Annotated in this window: 17 protein-coding genes; 10 read left to right on the top strand and 7 right to left on the bottom strand. The window is 70.8% G+C overall.

Annotated elements, in window-relative coordinates:
* Window positions 1–171: 171 nt before the first annotated feature.
* The 5 genes from gcvH to ACH4KB_RS02750 all read left to right on the top strand — a co-directional run bounded on the left by gcvH (window position 172) and on the right by ACH4KB_RS02750 (window position 4,396).
* Window positions 172–549, top strand: coding sequence for a glycine cleavage system protein GcvH (gene gcvH, locus ACH4KB_RS02770; RefSeq protein ID WP_010060008.1), 378 nt, complete (start codon window positions 172–174; stop codon window positions 547–549).
* A gap of 19 nt (window positions 550–568) precedes the next feature.
* On the top strand, window positions 569–1,828 hold the full coding sequence (glyA, locus tag ACH4KB_RS02765; protein ID WP_382150779.1) for a serine hydroxymethyltransferase: 1,260 nt from the start codon (window positions 569–571) through the stop codon (window positions 1,826–1,828).
* A gap of 264 nt (window positions 1,829–2,092) precedes the next feature.
* Window positions 2,093–3,478 (top strand): L-serine ammonia-lyase, encoded by a 1,386-nt coding sequence (locus ACH4KB_RS02760; protein WP_398062896.1) that lies wholly within the window; start codon window positions 2,093–2,095, stop codon window positions 3,476–3,478.
* A 256-nt stretch (window positions 3,479–3,734) separates the two neighbouring features.
* Window positions 3,735–4,007, top strand: coding sequence for a hypothetical protein (locus ACH4KB_RS02755; RefSeq protein ID WP_398062894.1), 273 nt, complete (start codon window positions 3,735–3,737; stop codon window positions 4,005–4,007).
* Entirely contained in the window at window positions 4,004–4,396 is a 393-nt protein-coding gene (locus ACH4KB_RS02750; protein WP_398062892.1) for a type II toxin-antitoxin system VapC family toxin, read from the top strand. The genes ACH4KB_RS02755 and ACH4KB_RS02750 overlap by 4 nt, the downstream gene beginning before the upstream one ends.
* A gap of 301 nt (window positions 4,397–4,697) precedes the next feature.
* Here the strand turns inward: ACH4KB_RS02750 and ACH4KB_RS02745 are convergent, their stop codons facing one another.
* Both ACH4KB_RS02745 and ACH4KB_RS02740 read right to left on the bottom strand, forming a co-directional pair.
* Complete coding sequence (locus tag ACH4KB_RS02745; protein WP_398062890.1) at window positions 4,698–5,972, bottom strand: MFS transporter; 1,275 nt, start codon at window positions 5,970–5,972, stop codon at window positions 4,698–4,700.
* A complete protein-coding gene (locus ACH4KB_RS02740) occupies window positions 5,969–7,369 on the bottom strand; it encodes an FAD-dependent oxidoreductase (protein ID WP_398062888.1) in 1,401 nt (466 codons plus the stop codon). The genes ACH4KB_RS02745 and ACH4KB_RS02740 overlap by 4 nt, the downstream gene beginning before the upstream one ends.
* Before the next feature lie 116 nt (window positions 7,370–7,485).
* Here ACH4KB_RS02740 and ACH4KB_RS02735 point away from each other — a divergent pair, with 116 nt between their 5' ends.
* Both ACH4KB_RS02735 and ACH4KB_RS02730 read left to right on the top strand, forming a co-directional pair.
* Window positions 7,486–8,085 (top strand): flavin-containing monooxygenase, encoded by a 600-nt coding sequence (locus ACH4KB_RS02735; protein ID WP_398062886.1) that lies wholly within the window; start codon window positions 7,486–7,488, stop codon window positions 8,083–8,085.
* 10 nt (window positions 8,086–8,095) lie between these two features.
* Window positions 8,096–8,452: an ArsR/SmtB family transcription factor gene (locus ACH4KB_RS02730; protein WP_398062884.1), complete on the top strand. Its 357-nt coding sequence runs from the start codon at window positions 8,096–8,098 to the stop codon at window positions 8,450–8,452.
* 132 nt (window positions 8,453–8,584) lie between these two features.
* Here ACH4KB_RS02730 and ACH4KB_RS02725 read toward each other — a convergent pair whose 3' ends face one another.
* From ACH4KB_RS02725 to ACH4KB_RS02710, 4 genes are read right to left on the bottom strand one after another with little or no spacing between them, the layout of a single operon-like run.
* The gene (locus tag ACH4KB_RS02725; RefSeq protein WP_398062882.1) at window positions 8,585–9,658 is read right to left on the bottom strand and encodes an ArsO family NAD(P)H-dependent flavin-containing monooxygenase; all 1,074 of its coding nucleotides are present in this window, start codon (window positions 9,656–9,658) and stop codon (window positions 8,585–8,587) included.
* A complete protein-coding gene (locus ACH4KB_RS02720; RefSeq protein ID WP_398062880.1) occupies window positions 9,655–9,798 on the bottom strand; it encodes a hypothetical protein in 144 nt (47 codons plus the stop codon). The genes ACH4KB_RS02725 and ACH4KB_RS02720 overlap by 4 nt, the downstream gene beginning before the upstream one ends.
* Window positions 9,798–10,904 carry an ACR3 family arsenite efflux transporter gene (gene arsB / locus ACH4KB_RS02715; RefSeq protein WP_398062878.1) on the bottom strand — a complete coding sequence of 369 codons (1,107 nt, stop codon included), beginning with the start codon at window positions 10,902–10,904 and terminating at the stop codon, window positions 9,798–9,800. The genes ACH4KB_RS02720 and arsB overlap by 1 nt, the downstream gene beginning before the upstream one ends.
* Entirely contained in the window at window positions 10,901–11,209 is a 309-nt protein-coding gene (locus ACH4KB_RS02710; RefSeq protein ID WP_398062876.1) for an ArsR/SmtB family transcription factor, read from the bottom strand. The genes arsB and ACH4KB_RS02710 overlap by 4 nt, the downstream gene beginning before the upstream one ends.
* Before the next feature lie 92 nt (window positions 11,210–11,301).
* Between ACH4KB_RS02710 and ACH4KB_RS02705 the strand changes: the two genes are divergently transcribed.
* Both ACH4KB_RS02705 and trxB read left to right on the top strand, forming a co-directional pair.
* Window positions 11,302–11,715: an arsenate reductase ArsC gene (locus tag ACH4KB_RS02705; protein WP_398062874.1), complete on the top strand. Its 414-nt coding sequence runs from the start codon at window positions 11,302–11,304 to the stop codon at window positions 11,713–11,715.
* On the top strand, window positions 11,712–12,701 hold the full coding sequence (gene trxB, locus ACH4KB_RS02700; RefSeq protein WP_398062872.1) for a thioredoxin-disulfide reductase: 990 nt from the start codon (window positions 11,712–11,714) through the stop codon (window positions 12,699–12,701). The genes ACH4KB_RS02705 and trxB overlap by 4 nt, the downstream gene beginning before the upstream one ends.
* A 272-nt stretch (window positions 12,702–12,973) precedes the next feature.
* Here trxB and ACH4KB_RS02695 read toward each other — a convergent pair whose 3' ends face one another.
* Window positions 12,974–13,360, bottom strand: coding sequence for an ArsR/SmtB family transcription factor (locus tag ACH4KB_RS02695; protein WP_398062870.1), 387 nt, complete (start codon window positions 13,358–13,360; stop codon window positions 12,974–12,976).
* A 95-nt stretch (window positions 13,361–13,455) separates the two neighbouring features.
* Here ACH4KB_RS02695 and ACH4KB_RS02690 point away from each other — a divergent pair, with 95 nt between their 5' ends.
* Entirely contained in the window at window positions 13,456–15,459 is a 2,004-nt protein-coding gene (locus ACH4KB_RS02690) for a heavy metal translocating P-type ATPase (RefSeq protein WP_398062868.1), read from the top strand.
* The last annotated feature ends 116 nt before the right edge of the window (window positions 15,460–15,575 follow it).

Raw genomic sequence — 15,575 nt, 5'->3', positions numbered from 1 at the left:
CCGCGCGCAGGCGTTCCGAAGCGACGCGCGCGGACGTCACAGAGCAGACGCACGGAGCAGACGCACGGAGCAGACGTCACGGAGCAGACGTCACAGAAGTGACGTACCTCCGTCTCACACCGTAAGACCACCGTTCATCAGCACTCCCCCGCGTACAGGAGAATTCAGGTCATGAGCAACCCCCAGCAGCTGCGGTACAGCAAGGAGCACGAGTGGCTGTCGGCCCTCGAGGACGGCGTGGCCACCATCGGCATCACGGAGTACGCGGCCAACGCGCTCGGTGACGTCGTCTACGCCCAGCTCCCGGAGGTCGGCGACACGGTGACCGCGGGCGAGACCTGCGGCGAACTGGAGTCGACCAAGTCCGTCAGCGATCTGTACTCGCCGGTGACCGGTGAGGTGACGGCGGCCAACCAGGACGTCGTGGACGACCCCTCGCTGGTGAACTCCGCTCCCTTCGAGGGCGGCTGGCTGTTCAAGGTGCGCGTCGCGGAGGAGCCGGCCGACCTGCTCTCCGCCGACGAGTACACCGCGTTCTCCGGCAACTGAGACCTTAAGGGACCCCCTGATGTCGCTTCTGAACTCCTCCCTCCACGAGCTGGACCCGGACGTCGCCGCCGCTGTCGACGCCGAGCTCCACCGTCAGCAGTCCACCCTCGAAATGATCGCCTCGGAGAACTTCGCTCCGGTCGCCGTCATGGAGGCACAGGGCTCCGTCCTCACCAACAAGTACGCCGAGGGCTACCCTGGCCGCCGCTACTACGGCGGCTGTGAGCACGTCGACGTCGTCGAGCAGATCGCGATCGACCGGATCAAGGCCCTGTTCGGCGCCGAGGCCGCGAACGTGCAGCCGCACTCCGGCGCCCAGGCGAACGCCGCCGCGATGTTCGCGCTGCTGAAGCCGGGCGACACGATCATGGGCCTGAACCTGGCCCACGGCGGTCACCTGACCCACGGCATGAAGATCAACTTCTCCGGCAAGCTCTACAACGTGGTCCCGTACCACGTCGACGAGAGCGGCATCGTGGACATGGAGGAGGTCGAGCGCCTCGCCAAGGAGTCCCAGCCGAAGCTGATCGTGGCCGGCTGGTCCGCCTACCCGCGCCAGCTGGACTTCGCCGCCTTCCGTCGCATCGCGGACGAGGTCGGCGCGTACCTGATGGTCGACATGGCACACTTCGCGGGCCTGGTCGCGGCAGGTCTGCACCCCAACCCGGTGCCGCACGCCCATGTCGTGACCACCACCACGCACAAGACCCTCGGCGGTCCGCGCGGGGGCGTGATCCTCTCCACCCAGGAGCTCGCCAAGAAGATCAACTCCGCGGTCTTCCCTGGTCAGCAGGGCGGCCCGCTGGAGCACGTGATCGCGGCCAAGGCGGTCTCGTTCAAGATCGCGGCGGGCGAGGAGTTCAAGGAGCGCCAGCAGCGCACCCTGGACGGCGCGCGCATCCTGGCCGAGCGCCTGATCCAGCCGGACGTCACCGAGGTGGGCGTATCCGTCCTCTCCGGCGGCACCGACGTGCACCTGGTCCTGGTCGACCTGCGCAACTCGGAGCTGGACGGCCAGCAGGCCGAGGACCGGCTCCACGAGCTGGGCATCACGGTCAACCGGAACGCCATCCCGAACGACCCGCGCCCCCCGATGGTCACCTCCGGCCTGCGGATCGGCACCCCGGCGCTGGCCACCCGCGGCTTCGGCGTCGAGGACTTCACGGAGGTCGCGGAGATCATCGCCGCAGCCCTGAAGCCGTCCTACGACGCGGACGACCTCAAGGCCCGCGTGGTCGCGCTGGCCGAGAAGTTCCCGCTGTACCCCGGCCTCAAGTAGCACCTGGCCTGCGGTTCCGCACGTTCGGACGGGGCACCGCGCACACTGGGAGAGTGAGCGCGGTGCCCCGACCCGTGTCCCCCGCTCCACCTTTTGCCCCGCTTGCCCTGCTCGACCTGCTCGACCCGCTTTGCCCCGCTCGACCCGCTAGCCCGTTTCACCTGCTGACCCGCGGGCCCCACCCCGGCCCGTTCCGCACCACCCGGCCCGTTCCCGCACCACCCAGGCAGACAACGGCGTCTACCAACCCCAAGGAGTACTCCCGTGGCCATCTCGGTCTTCGACCTCTTCTCGGTCGGCATCGGCCCGTCCAGCTCCCACACGGTGGGCCCGATGCGCGCCGCCCGGATGTTCGCGCGCCGTCTCAAGAACGAGGGCCTGCTCGCACACACCGCCTCGATACGGGCCGAGCTGTACGGTTCCCTCGGCGCGACCGGCCACGGGCACGGCACGCCCAAGGCGGTCCTGCTCGGCCTGGAGGGCGAGTCGCCCCAGACCGTGGACGTGGAGTCCGCCGACGGCCGGGTCGAGGAGATCCGCGGCAGCGGCAGGATCAACCTGCTGGGCATGCACGAGATCCCGTTCGACTTCGACGAGGACCTGGTCCTGCACCGCCGCAAGGCACTCCCGTACCACGCCAACGGCATGACGATCCTCGCGTACGACACCGAGGGCGCCCCGGTCCTGGAGAAGACGTACTACTCGGTCGGCGGCGGCTTCGTCGTCGACGAGGACGCGGTGGCCGGGGAGAACCCGATCGTCCCGGACGACACGGTCCTCAAGCACCCCTTCCGCACCGGCGACGAACTGCTGCGCCTGTCCCGCGAGACCGGCCTGTCCATCTCCCAGATGATGCTGGAGAACGAGCTGGCCTGGCGCACCGAGGCGGAGATCCGCTCCGGGCTGCTGGACATCTGGCGCGTCATGCAGGCCTGCGTCTCGCGCGGCATGTCCCGCGAGGGCATCCTCCCCGGCGGCCTCAAGGTCCGCCGCCGCGCCGCGAACTCGGCCCGCCAGCTGCGCGCCGAGGGCGACCCGCAGGCCCACGCGATGGAGTGGATCACTCTGTACGCGATGGCGGTCAACGAGGAGAACGCGGCGGGCGGCCGCGTGGTCACCGCCCCGACCAACGGCGCGGCGGGCATCATCCCCGCCGTTCTGCACTACTACATGAACTTCGCGGCCGGCGGCTGCACCGAGAGCGAGAAGGAGGACAGCGTCGTGCGCTTCCTCCTCGCGGCCGGTGCGATCGGCATGCTGTTCAAGGAGAACGCCTCGATCTCCGGCGCCGAGGTCGGCTGCCAGGGCGAGGTCGGCTCCGCCTGCTCGATGGCGGCCGGAGCCCTGGCCGAGGTCCTCGGCGCCTCCCCCGAGCAGGTGGAGAACGCCGCCGAGATCGGCATGGAGCACAACCTGGGCCTGACCTGCGACCCGGTCGGCGGCCTCGTCCAGATCCCCTGCATCGAGCGCAACGGCATGGCGGCGGTGAAGGCGGTCACCGCGGCACGGATGGCGCTGCGGGGCGACGGCAGCCACAAGGTCTCCCTCGACAAGGTCATCAAGACCATGAAGGAGACCGGGGCCGACATGAGCGTGAAGTACAAGGAGACGGCGCGGGGCGGGCTCGCGGTGAACATCATCGAGTGTTAGGCCCCTGGGCCCTGACCAGCGCGTTTACGTCTTTCAGCGCTGTCAGGGCCTTCCCCGCTTACGCGGCGGAAAGTCCCTGGAATCTCCCTGAGACAGACGTGAAAGTCCCCGCAAAGTCCCTGACGGATCCCTCGCCGATGGGCGCTTGACCTGGAAGTTCGCGACACCCGCGCAGCGATCGATGGATGTCCCTCCGACACACCCACTCGGAGAATCACCCTGATCCAATAACAAGAGTTTTGTTAAACTCGGCCCCATGGCTACCTCCCAGGCGCCCGGCGAAGGACCCGTCCGGCCCGTATCGGTCTCCCTCCACGAAGGCACCATCGCTGCCCTCAAGGCACGTACGGGCAAACGAGGCATGTCCGCCTACGTCGAGACCCTCATCCAGCGCCAACTGGAACGGGACCGGCTGCGCGAGCTCATCGAAGACGCGGAAACCGAACACGGCCCGGTCGATCAGGCGGCGGTCGACGCCAAACGCGCCATTCTCCGCGGCGACGCCGCGGGCTCGTCGGACGCCGCGTGAGCGGCACGCTCGCCCTGGACTGCGAAGGCCTGTCCAAACTGGTGCGACGCACGCCCGAGATCACCGAGTGGCTGGTCGCGGCCGAAGCCGAAGACCTCCGCGTCGTCACCAGCTCCGTCACCCTCGTCGAAGCACGCGACCCCAGGGTCAACCAGGCCCGCTTCGACTACGCAGTCTCCCGCGTGAACATCATCCCGCCCACCGAAGCCATAGCCCGCCATGCGAGCAAGCTCCTGGCCGCGGCCGGACTGCACGGCCACAAGTACGCGCTTGACGCCATCGTGGCCGCCACCGCACTCACCTCGCCAGCCCCAGCGACCGTCCTGACATCGGACCCCGACGCCCTCCTGATGCTCTGCGGCCCCCGTATCCGCGTCATCAAGGTCTGACCGCGAGGCCGCGACTCGACCCACCTCTTGTGCGCATCAGAGCGCTGCGCGGAAGGCCTCGGGCAGTAGCCCTCCTCAGCCGACCAGACGCTGGCTCGACCGCGCTGCCGCTCATCGCAGAACCGGTGGCACGGGTGCCAGAAGCACGCGTCACGGCTGAGGACGCCCTCCATGGGCAGCTGGTGCGCCAGCTCCTCATCGCCCCAGACGTCACACGCTCGCGAAACGCACCGAGAACCACGGCTGCCATCTCCCGGCGCTGGCGGCGCCTGGGCCATCCCGTCGCCGGCTTTCAGCGCTGTCAGGGCCTTTCCCTTTCCTGCTTGCGCGGCGCCCCCCTGCAGGCAGCGACCTGGCCGCCCGCCCGAGCACTCTTGAGGGCGGTGATGCAGGCGGCTGTCGAGACGGCTGCGAGCGCGATGAAGAGCTGGGGATAGCCTCCGAGCGGTGCGGCGAGGACGGCTCCGGCGAACGGGGCGATGGCGGCGGCCGTGGTGGTGGGTGCGGCGAGGAGTCCTGAGAGGCGGCCGTAGTGGGTGGTGCCCCAGCGATCGGTGACGGCGGTGGCTTGGAGAAGGGTGAGGTTGCCACGGACCGTGCCCGCTGCGACAGAGAGAGCGACGAGCAGCGCGTACGGGCCTGGGGTGAGGGCAAGAGCCGCAGTGGTCAGTGCGCCGAGCGCCACGAGCGTGACGGTGCGGCTGGTGGGGCTGGTGTGGCGAGCGAGGGTGGCGTAAAGGGTGCGGCCGAGAGTCTGTCCGGCACCGCCGAGTCCGAGGGCCCAGGCCGCTTGGGTGCTGGTGTAGCCGCGTTCTGCCATGAGGGGGACGAGGGCGATGACGGCGGCGGAGACGGTGAACGCGGACAGCGTCAGGGTAGCGGCGAGCATCCAGAAGGGCCGGGTGCGGGCGACCTGATCCGTACAGCCGGCGGTGGCGGGCGCGGTGGAGATCTGCGGCTGGGGCCAGGGCGCCTTGAGCGCGAAAGCGTGGACGGGAATGGTCACGCCGGCCAGGACGAGCGCGAGGACCGCGTAGGTGGTGCGCCAGGAGAGGTGGCCGGCGAGTGCGGCAGTGAGCGGGGCGAAGACGGTGGAGGCAAGGCCGCCCGCGAGGGTGACGATGGTCAGCGCGCGGACATGATCGGGTGCCCACCACCGGGTCAGGGCGGCAAAGGCCGGCTGATAGAAGGTGCCCGCCATCGCGAGTCCGGCAAGCAGCCAGCCGGCGATGAAGACCGGCAGGTTGGGCGCCGAGGCCACGATGAGGATGCTCAGGACACCGACGACCGAGCCCATGGTCATGACAGTGCGCGGGCCGTGACGGTCGATGATCCGGCCGACGCGTATCCCGGCGACGGCGGAAACCAGCAGGGCTGCGGAGAACGCCGCCGTGGTCGCCCCGGCGGGCCAGCCGGTAGCGGTGGTGATCTGCGGGTTCAGGACGGGGAACGCGTAGTAGACGATGCCCCAGCTGGCGATCTGTGTGACGCACAGCGCGGGCAGCGCGGCGCGGGGCCGCGACCGGTCCCCTGTTCCGGTCGCGGCCCCGCGCTCAGGGGTGTCGACGTCGGTCACGAGCCGCAGCAGCCGCCCGCCGGCGCTTCATCGGCAGACGCCGTCGGGCCCGGCGTGCCGACGCCGAGCTGCACGAGGGCCGGTTCCGGCGTGGCGCAGCAACCTCCGGCATCGGTCCGGGCCGCGGCCGGGTCGTCGAACAGACCGGCCCCGCCGCAGACTCCGGTCTCGGGGAGGGTGAGCTCGACACGGTCGGCGGCTTCGAGATCTCCGGCGAGGGCGGCGGCAACGGAGCGGACCTGCTCGTAGCCGGTCATGGCGAGGAAGGTCGGGGCGCGACCGTAGGACTTCATGCCCACCAGGTAGACACCGGTCTCGGGGTGGGAGAGCTCTCGGTGGCCGTGCGGGTAGACCGTGCCGCAGGAGTGCTGGTTCGGGTCGATGAGCGGGGCCAGTTCGGTGGGTGCCTGAAGGCGCTCGTCCAGGCCGAGGCGGAGCTCGGACAGGAAGGACAGATCGGGGCGCAGGCCGGTCAGGACGATGATCTCGTCCACCGGGTCGAGGCGGCGTCCGTCCTCACCCACCAGGATCAGACGGTCGCCGTCGCCTCGTTCGATGGCTTCCGTGCGGAAGCCGGTGACGGCATCGGCGTGTCCGGCGTCGACGGCGGCCTTGGCCGCCAGGCCCAGGGCGCCGCGCGCGGGGAGCTGGTCCGCGGTGCCTCCGCCGAAGGTGGAGCCACTGATTCCGCGTCGCAGGATCCAGACGGAGTGCGTGCCGGGCTCGTCCTTCGCGACGTCGGCGAGCGCGGCGAGAGCGGTGAAGGCGGAGGCGCCGGAGCCGATGACGGCGGTGCGCTTGCCGGTATACCGGGCCCGCACGGCCGGGTCCTTGAGGTCGGGGATGCGGTAGGAGATACGGGTCGAGGCGGCGTGCTCGCCAAGGGCGGGGAGTCCGTCGGCGCCGATGGGGCTGGGGGTGGACCAGGTGCCGGAGGCGTCGATCACGGCCCGGGCGAGGATGCGCTCCTCGGTACCGTCCGCAGTCTCCACGCGGACGGTGAAGGGCTGCTGCTCACGGTCCGCGTCGACGATGCGGTCGCGGCCGAGGCGGGAGACGCCGGTGACGGTGGTGCCGTAGCGGACCTTGTCACCAAGGACGTCCGCGAGCGGCTGGAGGTACTTTTCCGCCCAGTCCGCGCCGGAGGGGTAGGTGCCGCCGTCGGGCGCGGTCCAGCCGGTCGGGGACAGGAGCTTCTCGGCGGCCGGGTCCACGAGCTCGGACCACGTCGAGAACAGCCGTACGTGCCCCCACTCGCGTACCGCGCTGCCCGCTGCGGGGCCGGCCTCCAGGACCAGGGTTTCCATGCCGCGTCCGGCGAGGTGAGCGGCGGCAGCAAGGCCGGCGGGGCCGGCTCCGATCACCACGGTGGGCAGGACGGCGGTGGGCGCGTTCACGGTGACTCCCCAGATTGTTTCGACAGTTGTCGATGGCTTGCACAGCCAGAATGACACCTGTATCGATAGTCGTCAACTTAGACATTCGTCGAACCTGTAGTGGGTGCGAGTGAGCGATGGAGCAACTCGACGTCGTGGTGATCGGTGGTGGCCAGTCCGGTCTCACCGCCGCCGAAGCTCTGATGCGGGAGGGCCTCCGACCGGTGGTCCTGGAAGCCTCCGATCGCACGGAGGGCTCGTGGCCTCAGTACTACGACAGCCTCACGCTGTTCTCTCCTGCCCGGTTCAGCGCCCTGCCCGGTCTGCCGTTCGGCGGGGACGGAGACCGCTACCCCCATCGGGACGAGGTGGCCGATTACCTGCGCCGCTATGCGGACCGCTTGGGAGCGGAAGTCCGCACGCGCACCCGCGTCGTCGGCGTCGAGCGCGACGGAGGCGGGTTCAGGGTGACCACCGGTGACGGCCGGTGCATAGGCGCGGCCGGAATCGTGGCGGCCACGGGGGCCTTCGGGAATCCGCTGCGGCCGGTCCTGCCTGGCCAGGACGGCTTTGCCGGTGAGGTGGCGCATGCCGCGCACTACCGCGGCCCCCGGCCGTACACGGGCAAGCGGGTCGTTGTCGTGGGAGGCGGCAACACGGCTGTCCAGGTCGGCTACGAACTCGCGGAGGCAGCCCGGGTAACGCTCGCCAGTCACTCGCTGATTCGATGTGTGTAAACATAGGCGTATGTCGAATACCAGGTCGTTGCCCGTGCTGGAGCCGGGCGTCGTGCCGTGCTGCCCGCCGCTGACCGAACGGCCCTTGAGCGCGGAGGAGGCCGAGCGGACGGCGAAGATGTTCAAGGCGCTCGGTGACCCTGTCCGGCTGCGTCTTTTCTCCGCCGTCGCTTCGCACGAGGGCGGGGAGGCGTGCGTCTGCGACATCTCCGACGTGGGCGTCTCCCAGCCGACCGTCTCCCACCACCTCAAGAAGCTGCGGGAAGCGGGCCTGCTCACCTCCGAGCGGCGCGGGACGTGGGTCTACTACCGCGTGGAGCCCTCCGTCCTCGCGGCCATGGGCCAGCTGCTGTCCGCTGCGGCCTGACACACCCCCAGCAGTCGTCACCCTTGCTGGGAACAGCACCTGGGCGATGGAACAACTCGCGGCCTTCGGCGTCTTGGCGCGCTGGGTGGACAGCGCGGCCCTCGACGCACCCAGGGCCCGGCCGGGGAGGCGTCAGCGCAGCAGGGCGGCGATCTCGCGGACGGCGTCCCGGGCGGGGCGGCCGACGCCGATCAGGGTGGCTGAGGCGGGTCCCGTCCAGTCGCCGTAGCCGAGGAGGTGCAGGCGTGGTTCCGCGACGGCCCGGGTGCCGTGGGTGGGGATGCGGCCGTGCTCGCCGCGCAGGCCCAGCGGGGCGAGATGGGAGAGGGCGGGGCGAAAGCCGGTGCACCAGATGACTGCCGCGGCTTCCGCTCTGGTTCCGTCCGCCCACTCCGCACCGTTCTCGGTGAGGCGGGCGAACATCGGCTGGGCTTTGAGGAGGCCGGCATCCCGGGTGGCACGGACCGGTGCGACGGCGACGATGTCACCGAGGGAGGCGACGCCTCCCGTGTCGGTGTTCCCAGTGTCCAGCGCTCTGCGGCGGGCGGTGGCGGCGTCGAAGAGGGCGCGGCCGTCGATGTCGTCGGCCAGGAAGCGTGCGGGCCGTTGGGTGACCCAGGTCAGGTCGGTGTGCGGCGCGAGGTCGGCGGCGATCTGCGCTCCGGAGTTGCCGCCGCCGACCACGATGACCCGTCGGCCCGCGAACTCGGGAGGGTTGCGGTACTGCACGGTGTGCAGCTGACGACCGGTGAAAGTCTCCCGGCCGGGCACGGCGGGGAGAAAGGGCCGCCACCAGGTCCCGGTCGCCGAGACGACCGCACGGGCGGACCAGGCACCCGCGTCCGTCTCCACCCGCAGCCGCTCACCGTCACGACGGACAGCCTCTACCTGGACCGGCCGCTGGACTGGCAGGGCGTAGCGCTCCTCGTACGCGGTCAGGTACTGGACGACGTGGTGCGCGTCCGGGTACTCCGCCCCGTCCTGGGCAGGCATCAGCCAACCCGGAAGAGATGAGTAGGCGGCCGGCGAGAACAGGTGGAGCGAGTCCCATGTGTGCTGCCACGCGCCGCCCGGCGAGGGCTGGGCGTCGAGGATGACGAAGTCGAGGTTCTGGCGACGCAGGTAGTAGCCGGTGGCGAGGCCCGCTTGGCCGCCACCGATCACCACCACATCCACATCCACATCCACATCCACCGCGCGTGTCACCAGGCCATCTCCGTAGCGGAGTCCGGCGCCTCGGCTCCCGCCCCGCCCCTGCGCGGCACCGCTTCCGCCGTCGGGCGGACGGTGAGGCGGGCCGGGGCGCGGAGGGCGGGATGCGGCAGGCGGAAGCCGAGGTGGTGCATCAGTGCTGCTTGGTGCTGGTGGTGATCGCGGACGGGGCGAACTTCTTGCGCCAGGCGAGGGCCACGTAGACGAGGGCGATCAGGACGGGGACCTCGATGAGCGGTCCGACGACTCCGGAGAGGGCCTGGCCCGAGGTGACGCCGAAGGTGGCGATGGCCACGGCGATGGCCAGCTCGAAGTTGTTCCCGGCGGCGGTGAAGGCCAGCGTCGTGGTGCGGTCGTAGGCCAGACCGATGGCCTTGCCGATCAGGAAGCTGCCGAAGAACATGATCGCGAAGTACACGAGGAGCGGGAGCGCGATCCGGACGACGTCCAGCGGTTGCGACGTGATCGTCTTCCCCTGGAGGGCGAAGAGGATGATGATCGTGAAGAGCAGGCCGTAGAGGGCCCAGGGGCCGATCTTCGGCAGGAACTTCGCCTCGTAGGACTCGCGGCCCATCTTCTTCTCGCCCAGGCGGCGGGTGAGGAAGCCGGCGAGGAGGGGCACGCCGAGGAAGATGACGACGTTGAGGGCGATCTTCCACATGGAGATGTCGAGCGTCTCGCCTTCACCCAGACCGAGCCATCCGGGCAGCAGGTCGAGGTAGAGCCAGCCGAGCAGGCCGAACGCGATGACCTGGAAGACGGAGTTGAGGGCCACCAGGACGGCTGCGGCTTCGCGGTCGCCGCAGGCGAGGTCGTTCCAGATGATGACCATGGCGATGCAGCGGGCCAGGCCCACGATGATCAGGCCGGTGCGGTACTCGGGCAGATCCGGCAGGAAGATCCAGGCCAGCGCGAACATGACGGCCGGGCCGAGGATCCAGTTGATGACCAGCGAGGAGATCATCAGCTTGCGGTCGCCGGTGACGGCGTCGAGCTTGTCGTAGCGGACCTTGGCGAGGACCGGGTACATCATGATCAGCAGGCCCACGGCGATGGGCAGCGAGATGCCGCCGACCTCCACCTTCGCCAGTGCGTCGTTCAGGCCCGGGATCAGCCGGCCGAGGCCGAGGCCGAGGGCCATGGCCAGCAGGATCCAGACGGCGAGGAAGCGGTCCAGAGTGGACAGCTTCTGCACGACCGAGGCCTCCTCGGCCGTCGCGGGTGCTTGCGTGGGGGTCACGGACAGGCCCTCTTGTTCTCGGCAGCGGTACGGGCGGACTCGGCGAGGTCGGCGAACTGGCCGGCGAGCTGGGCGATGACGTCCGGGCGGAGCTTGTAGTACGTGAAGCGGCCGCACGGTTCCGTCTCCACGACCCCGGCCTCGCGCAGGACCTTCAAGTGGTTGGAGAGGTTGGTCTGCTTCGCACCGGTCTCCTCCACCAGGTGGGTGGTGCACAGCGTCTCGCGGGCGAGCAGGGTCACGATCCGGAGCCGGAGCGGATCGCCCAGCACCCGGATCAGTTCAGTGTCGACTGACGTCATCATGGACTGATACTCTCACATCAGTGGCCACTGACGCCACCGGGTGCTGATGTCATGTGTGCCTGATTCGACCGTGTGACGAGAGAGACCTCCTGATGTCCGAGAAGCCCTCTGTTCTGTTCGTCTGTGTCCACAACGCCGGCCGCTCCCAGATGGCCGCCGCCTGGCTCGCCCACCTCGCCGGGGACCGCGTCGAGGTCCGCTCCGCCGGGTCCAACCCCGGCGACGCGGTGAACCCGGCCGCCGTCGAGGCGATGGCCGAGGTCGGCATCGACATCTCCGCCGAGCAGCCGAAGATCCTCACGGTCGACGCGGTCAAGGAGTCGGACGTCTGCATCACCATGGGCTGCGGCGACACCTGCCCCGTCTTCCCCGGCAAGCGCTACCTCGACTGGAAGCTCGAAGACCCGGCGGGCCAGGGCGTGGCGGCGGTGCGCCCGATCCGCGACGAGATCAAGGTCATGGTCGAGGGCCTGATCGAGGAGATCGCGCCGGAGGCATCCAAGTGAGTGCCGACACGGACGTCCGGAACGTCATCGTCATCGGCTCCGGCCCCGCCGGATACACCGCCGCCCTCTACACCGCGCGTGCCGACCTCCAGCCGCTGGTCTTCGAAGGCTCGGTGACCGCGGGCGGCGCGCTCATGAACACCACGGAGGTCGAGAACTTCCCCGGCTTCCCCGAGGGCATCGTCGGTCCGGAGCTCATGGACCGCATGCGGGCCCAGGCGACACGGTTCGGCGCCGAGCTGGTCCCGGACGACATCGTCGCCGTCGATCTGACTGGCGACATCAAGACGGTCACCGACAGCAGCGGCGGGGTCCACAAGGCCCGCGCCGTGATCGTGACCACCGGATCGCAGCATCGCAAGCTGAACCTGGAGCGCGAGGACGAACTGTCGGGCCGCGGGGTCTCGTACTGCGCGACCTGTGACGGGTTCTTCTTCCGGGACCGCGACATCGTGGTCGTCGGCGGTGGCGACACCGCGATGGAGGAGGCCACCTTCCTCACCCGGTTCGCCCGATCCGTGACGGTCGTCCACCGCCGGAGCGCGCTACGAGCCTCCCAGGTCATGCGGAGCCGCGCGTTCGCCGACGACAAGATCTCCTTCGCTTTCGACAGTGAGATCGCGGAGATCAAGGAGGAGGGCGGCGCACTGTCCGGCCTCGTCCTGCGCGACACGTTCAGCGGCCGGACGCGCGACCTCGACGCCACCGGCCTCTTCGTCGCGATCGGCCACGACCCGCGCACGGAGCTCTTCGCCGGTCAGCTGGACCTGGACGACGAGGGATACCTGAAGGTCGAATCCCCCTCGACCCGCACGAACCTCGCCGGCGTCTTCGGCGCGGGAGACGTGGTCGACCACACCTACCGCCAGGCGATCACCGCTGCCGGTTCCGGCTGCGCGGCGGCCCTGGACGCCGAGCGCTACCTCGCGGCTCTCACCGACGGCGGGGCGGTCGCGGAGCCCGAGAAGACGCCGGCAGCCGTCTGAGCGTCCCGGCGGAACGACTCCGACCGCGAGGTACTCGGCCTCGGCGGGGCCTCGTCCAGGTCTGACGCGAGACCCCGCTCCGACCCACCCCGGGCGCGGATCGGAGCGCTTTACGGTCAGCCGACGGCGGCGGCAGACTCGGGGTCAGCCGGCGGCGACGGCAGGGTTTCCGCCTGCGGGAAGCCGGACGGGTTTGCGCCTGCGGGAAGGCGGACGGGTTTGCCTCTGCCGGAAGCGGGTTTCCGCCTGCGGGAGGCCGCCCCTCGCAGGGATCAGCCGGCCACGGCGGGCTCGGAGGCCTCCGCCGGGAGGTCGCGGATGCCCAGGCGCAGGTGTTCGACGTGGTAGAGGGCCTGGTCGAGGAGTTCGGCGACGTGGTTGTCGTAGAGGGCGTAGATGATCGAACGGCCATGACGTTCGCCGGTGACCAGGCCGAGGTTGCGCAGCAGGCGTAGTTGGTGGGAGCAGGCGGAGGCCTCCATCCCCACGGCGTCGGCGAGGTCGCTCACCGAGCAGGGGCCTTCCCGGAGGCGGGCGAGAATGTGCAGCCGCGAGGGTGTGGCGAGGGCCTGGAGGGTGGCGGCGACGTCGGCGGCGCCGACCGCGTCGAGGCGTTCGCGCGTGGTGGCGCTGCTCCTGGCGTCTGCTCCGTGGCCCATACCGTCATCATACGCGCGACACATGAAGACCTGTTCATATATTCCTGTATGGTGAGCGTGTTGCCCGTCGTCCACCCGTGAAGGGTTGATTTGTCATGTCTTCTGTCGTGGATCAACGGTCCGAGCCGACGGCCGCAGGGGCTCCGCGCGCGGTGCCGCCGAGGCGGCGTACGCGACTCCTGGCGCTGCCGGAAGCCAGGTGGGCGCTGGCCTCCCTGGTGCTGTTCCTGCTGGCGCTCCCCGTGTATCTGCTGGGTGCTCCGGCGTGGGCGTGGGGCCCGTTGTTCGCCGCCTGTTACGTCACCGGCGGCTGGGATCCGGGGTGGGAGGGGCTCAAGGCCCTGCGGGAGAAGACGCTGGACGTGGACCTGTTGATGGTCGTCGCCGCGCTCGGCGCCGCCGCGATCGGGCAGGTCCTGGACGGCGCTCTGCTGATCGTCATCTTCGCCACCTCCGGCGCCCTGGAGGCGGTCGCGACCGCCCGCACCGCGGATTCCGTGCGCGGCCTGCTCGATCTCGCCCCCGATACGGCGACCCGGCTCCGTGCGGACGGCGTCGAGGAGACGGTGGACGCCGAACGGCTGGCGGTGGGGGACGTCATCCTGGTGCGCCCCGGTGAGCGGGTCGGCGCGGACGGGCAGGTCCTGGACGGGGCGAGCGACGTCGATCAGGCCACGATCACCGGCGAGCCGCTGCCGGTGGCCAAGCAGGCGGGGGACGAGGTGTTCGCCGGCACGGTGAACGGCACCGGTGCTCTGCGGGTGCGCGTCGAGCGGGATCCGGCGGACTCGGTGATCGCCCGGATCGTGAGGATGGTCGAGGAGGCCTCCGAGACCAAGGCGCCGACCCAGTTGTTCATCGAGAAGGTCGAGCAGCGGTACTCGATCGGCATGGTCATCGCCACCCTGGCCGTCTTCTGCGTCCCGCTCGTCCTCGGCGACGATCTCCGGTCGACGCTGCTGCGCGCGATGACGTTCATGATCGTCGCCTCGCCGTGCGCGGTGGTCCTGTCGACCATGCCGCCGCTGCTGTCCGCGATCGCCAACGCGGGCCGCCACGGCGTGCTCGCGAAGTCCGCGGTCGTGATGGAGCGGCTGGGCCAGGTCGACGCGGTGGCGCTGGACAAGACCGGCACCCTGACCGAGGGCACTCCCCGGGTCACCGACGTCCTCCCCCTGCCCTCGTCGGGCCTGGACGAGGACCGGCTGCTGGCGCTGGCGGGGGCCGCCGAGTACCCGAGCGAGCACCCTCTCGCCCGCGCCGTGGTCCGGGCCGCCCGCGAAAGGGGCCTCATCCTCGCGGAGGCGACCGGTTTCGCCTCCTTCCCCGGGGCCGGCGTCACCGCGACCGTCGACGGCCGCACCGTCCGGGTCGGGTCCCCGGCCCGCCTCGCCGCCGACGGCCCCGGCTCCGGCTCCGGACCCGGCCCCGACCCCGACCTCGACGAGGCGGTCCGGTCGCTGGAGGACGGGGGTCGCACCGCGGTCCTCGTACTCCGCGACGGCGCCCCGGTCGGCGTGCTGGGGATCGCGGACCGGCTGCGCCCGGACGCGCGGGCCACAGTGGCCGCGCTCACCGAACTGACCGGCCGCACGCCGGTGTTGCTCACCGGGGACAACGAACGCGCCGCCCGCCGGCTGGCCGCCGAGGTCGGGATCAGCGACGTCCGTGCCGGGCTGCTCCCCCAGGACAAGGTCGCCGCCGTGCGGGCGTGGGAGGCCGAGGGTCTGCGGGTGCTGGTCGTCGGCGACGGGGTCAACGACGCGCCCGCGCTGGCCGCCGCGCACACCGGCATCGCGATGGGCGGGGCCGGATCCGACCTGGCCCTGGAGACCGCCGACGCCGTCGTCGTCCGCGACGAACTCGCCGCCGTCCCCGCCGTCGTGGCCCTCTCCCGGGCCGCCCGCCGCCTGGTCGTCCAGAACCTGGCCATCGCCGGTACCTTCATCGCCGCCCTGGTCGCCTGGGACCTGATCGGCACCCTTCCCCTGCCGCTCGGCGTCGCCGGGCACGAGGGCTCCACCGTCATCGTCGGCCTCAACGGCCTCCGCCTCCTGCGGGAGGCCGCCTGGCCCCGGCCCGCCGAGGACGCCGCCTGAGCGGGCGTGACCGCCGTGGCGCCCCCCCGCGGGGGGGGGCCGGCCCCCCCCCCCCCCCCCCGCGCCCCCCCCCCCCGCCCCCGCGCCCCCCCCCCCGGGGGGGGCCCCGCCCCCCG

This window comes from Streptomyces sp. NPDC017520 (genome assembly GCF_044329855.1).
Lineage (GTDB): Bacteria > Actinomycetota > Actinomycetes > Streptomycetales > Streptomycetaceae > Streptomyces.
Note: the sequence above shows the minus strand (reverse complement) of the source record. Positions and strands in the feature narration are given on the sequence as shown.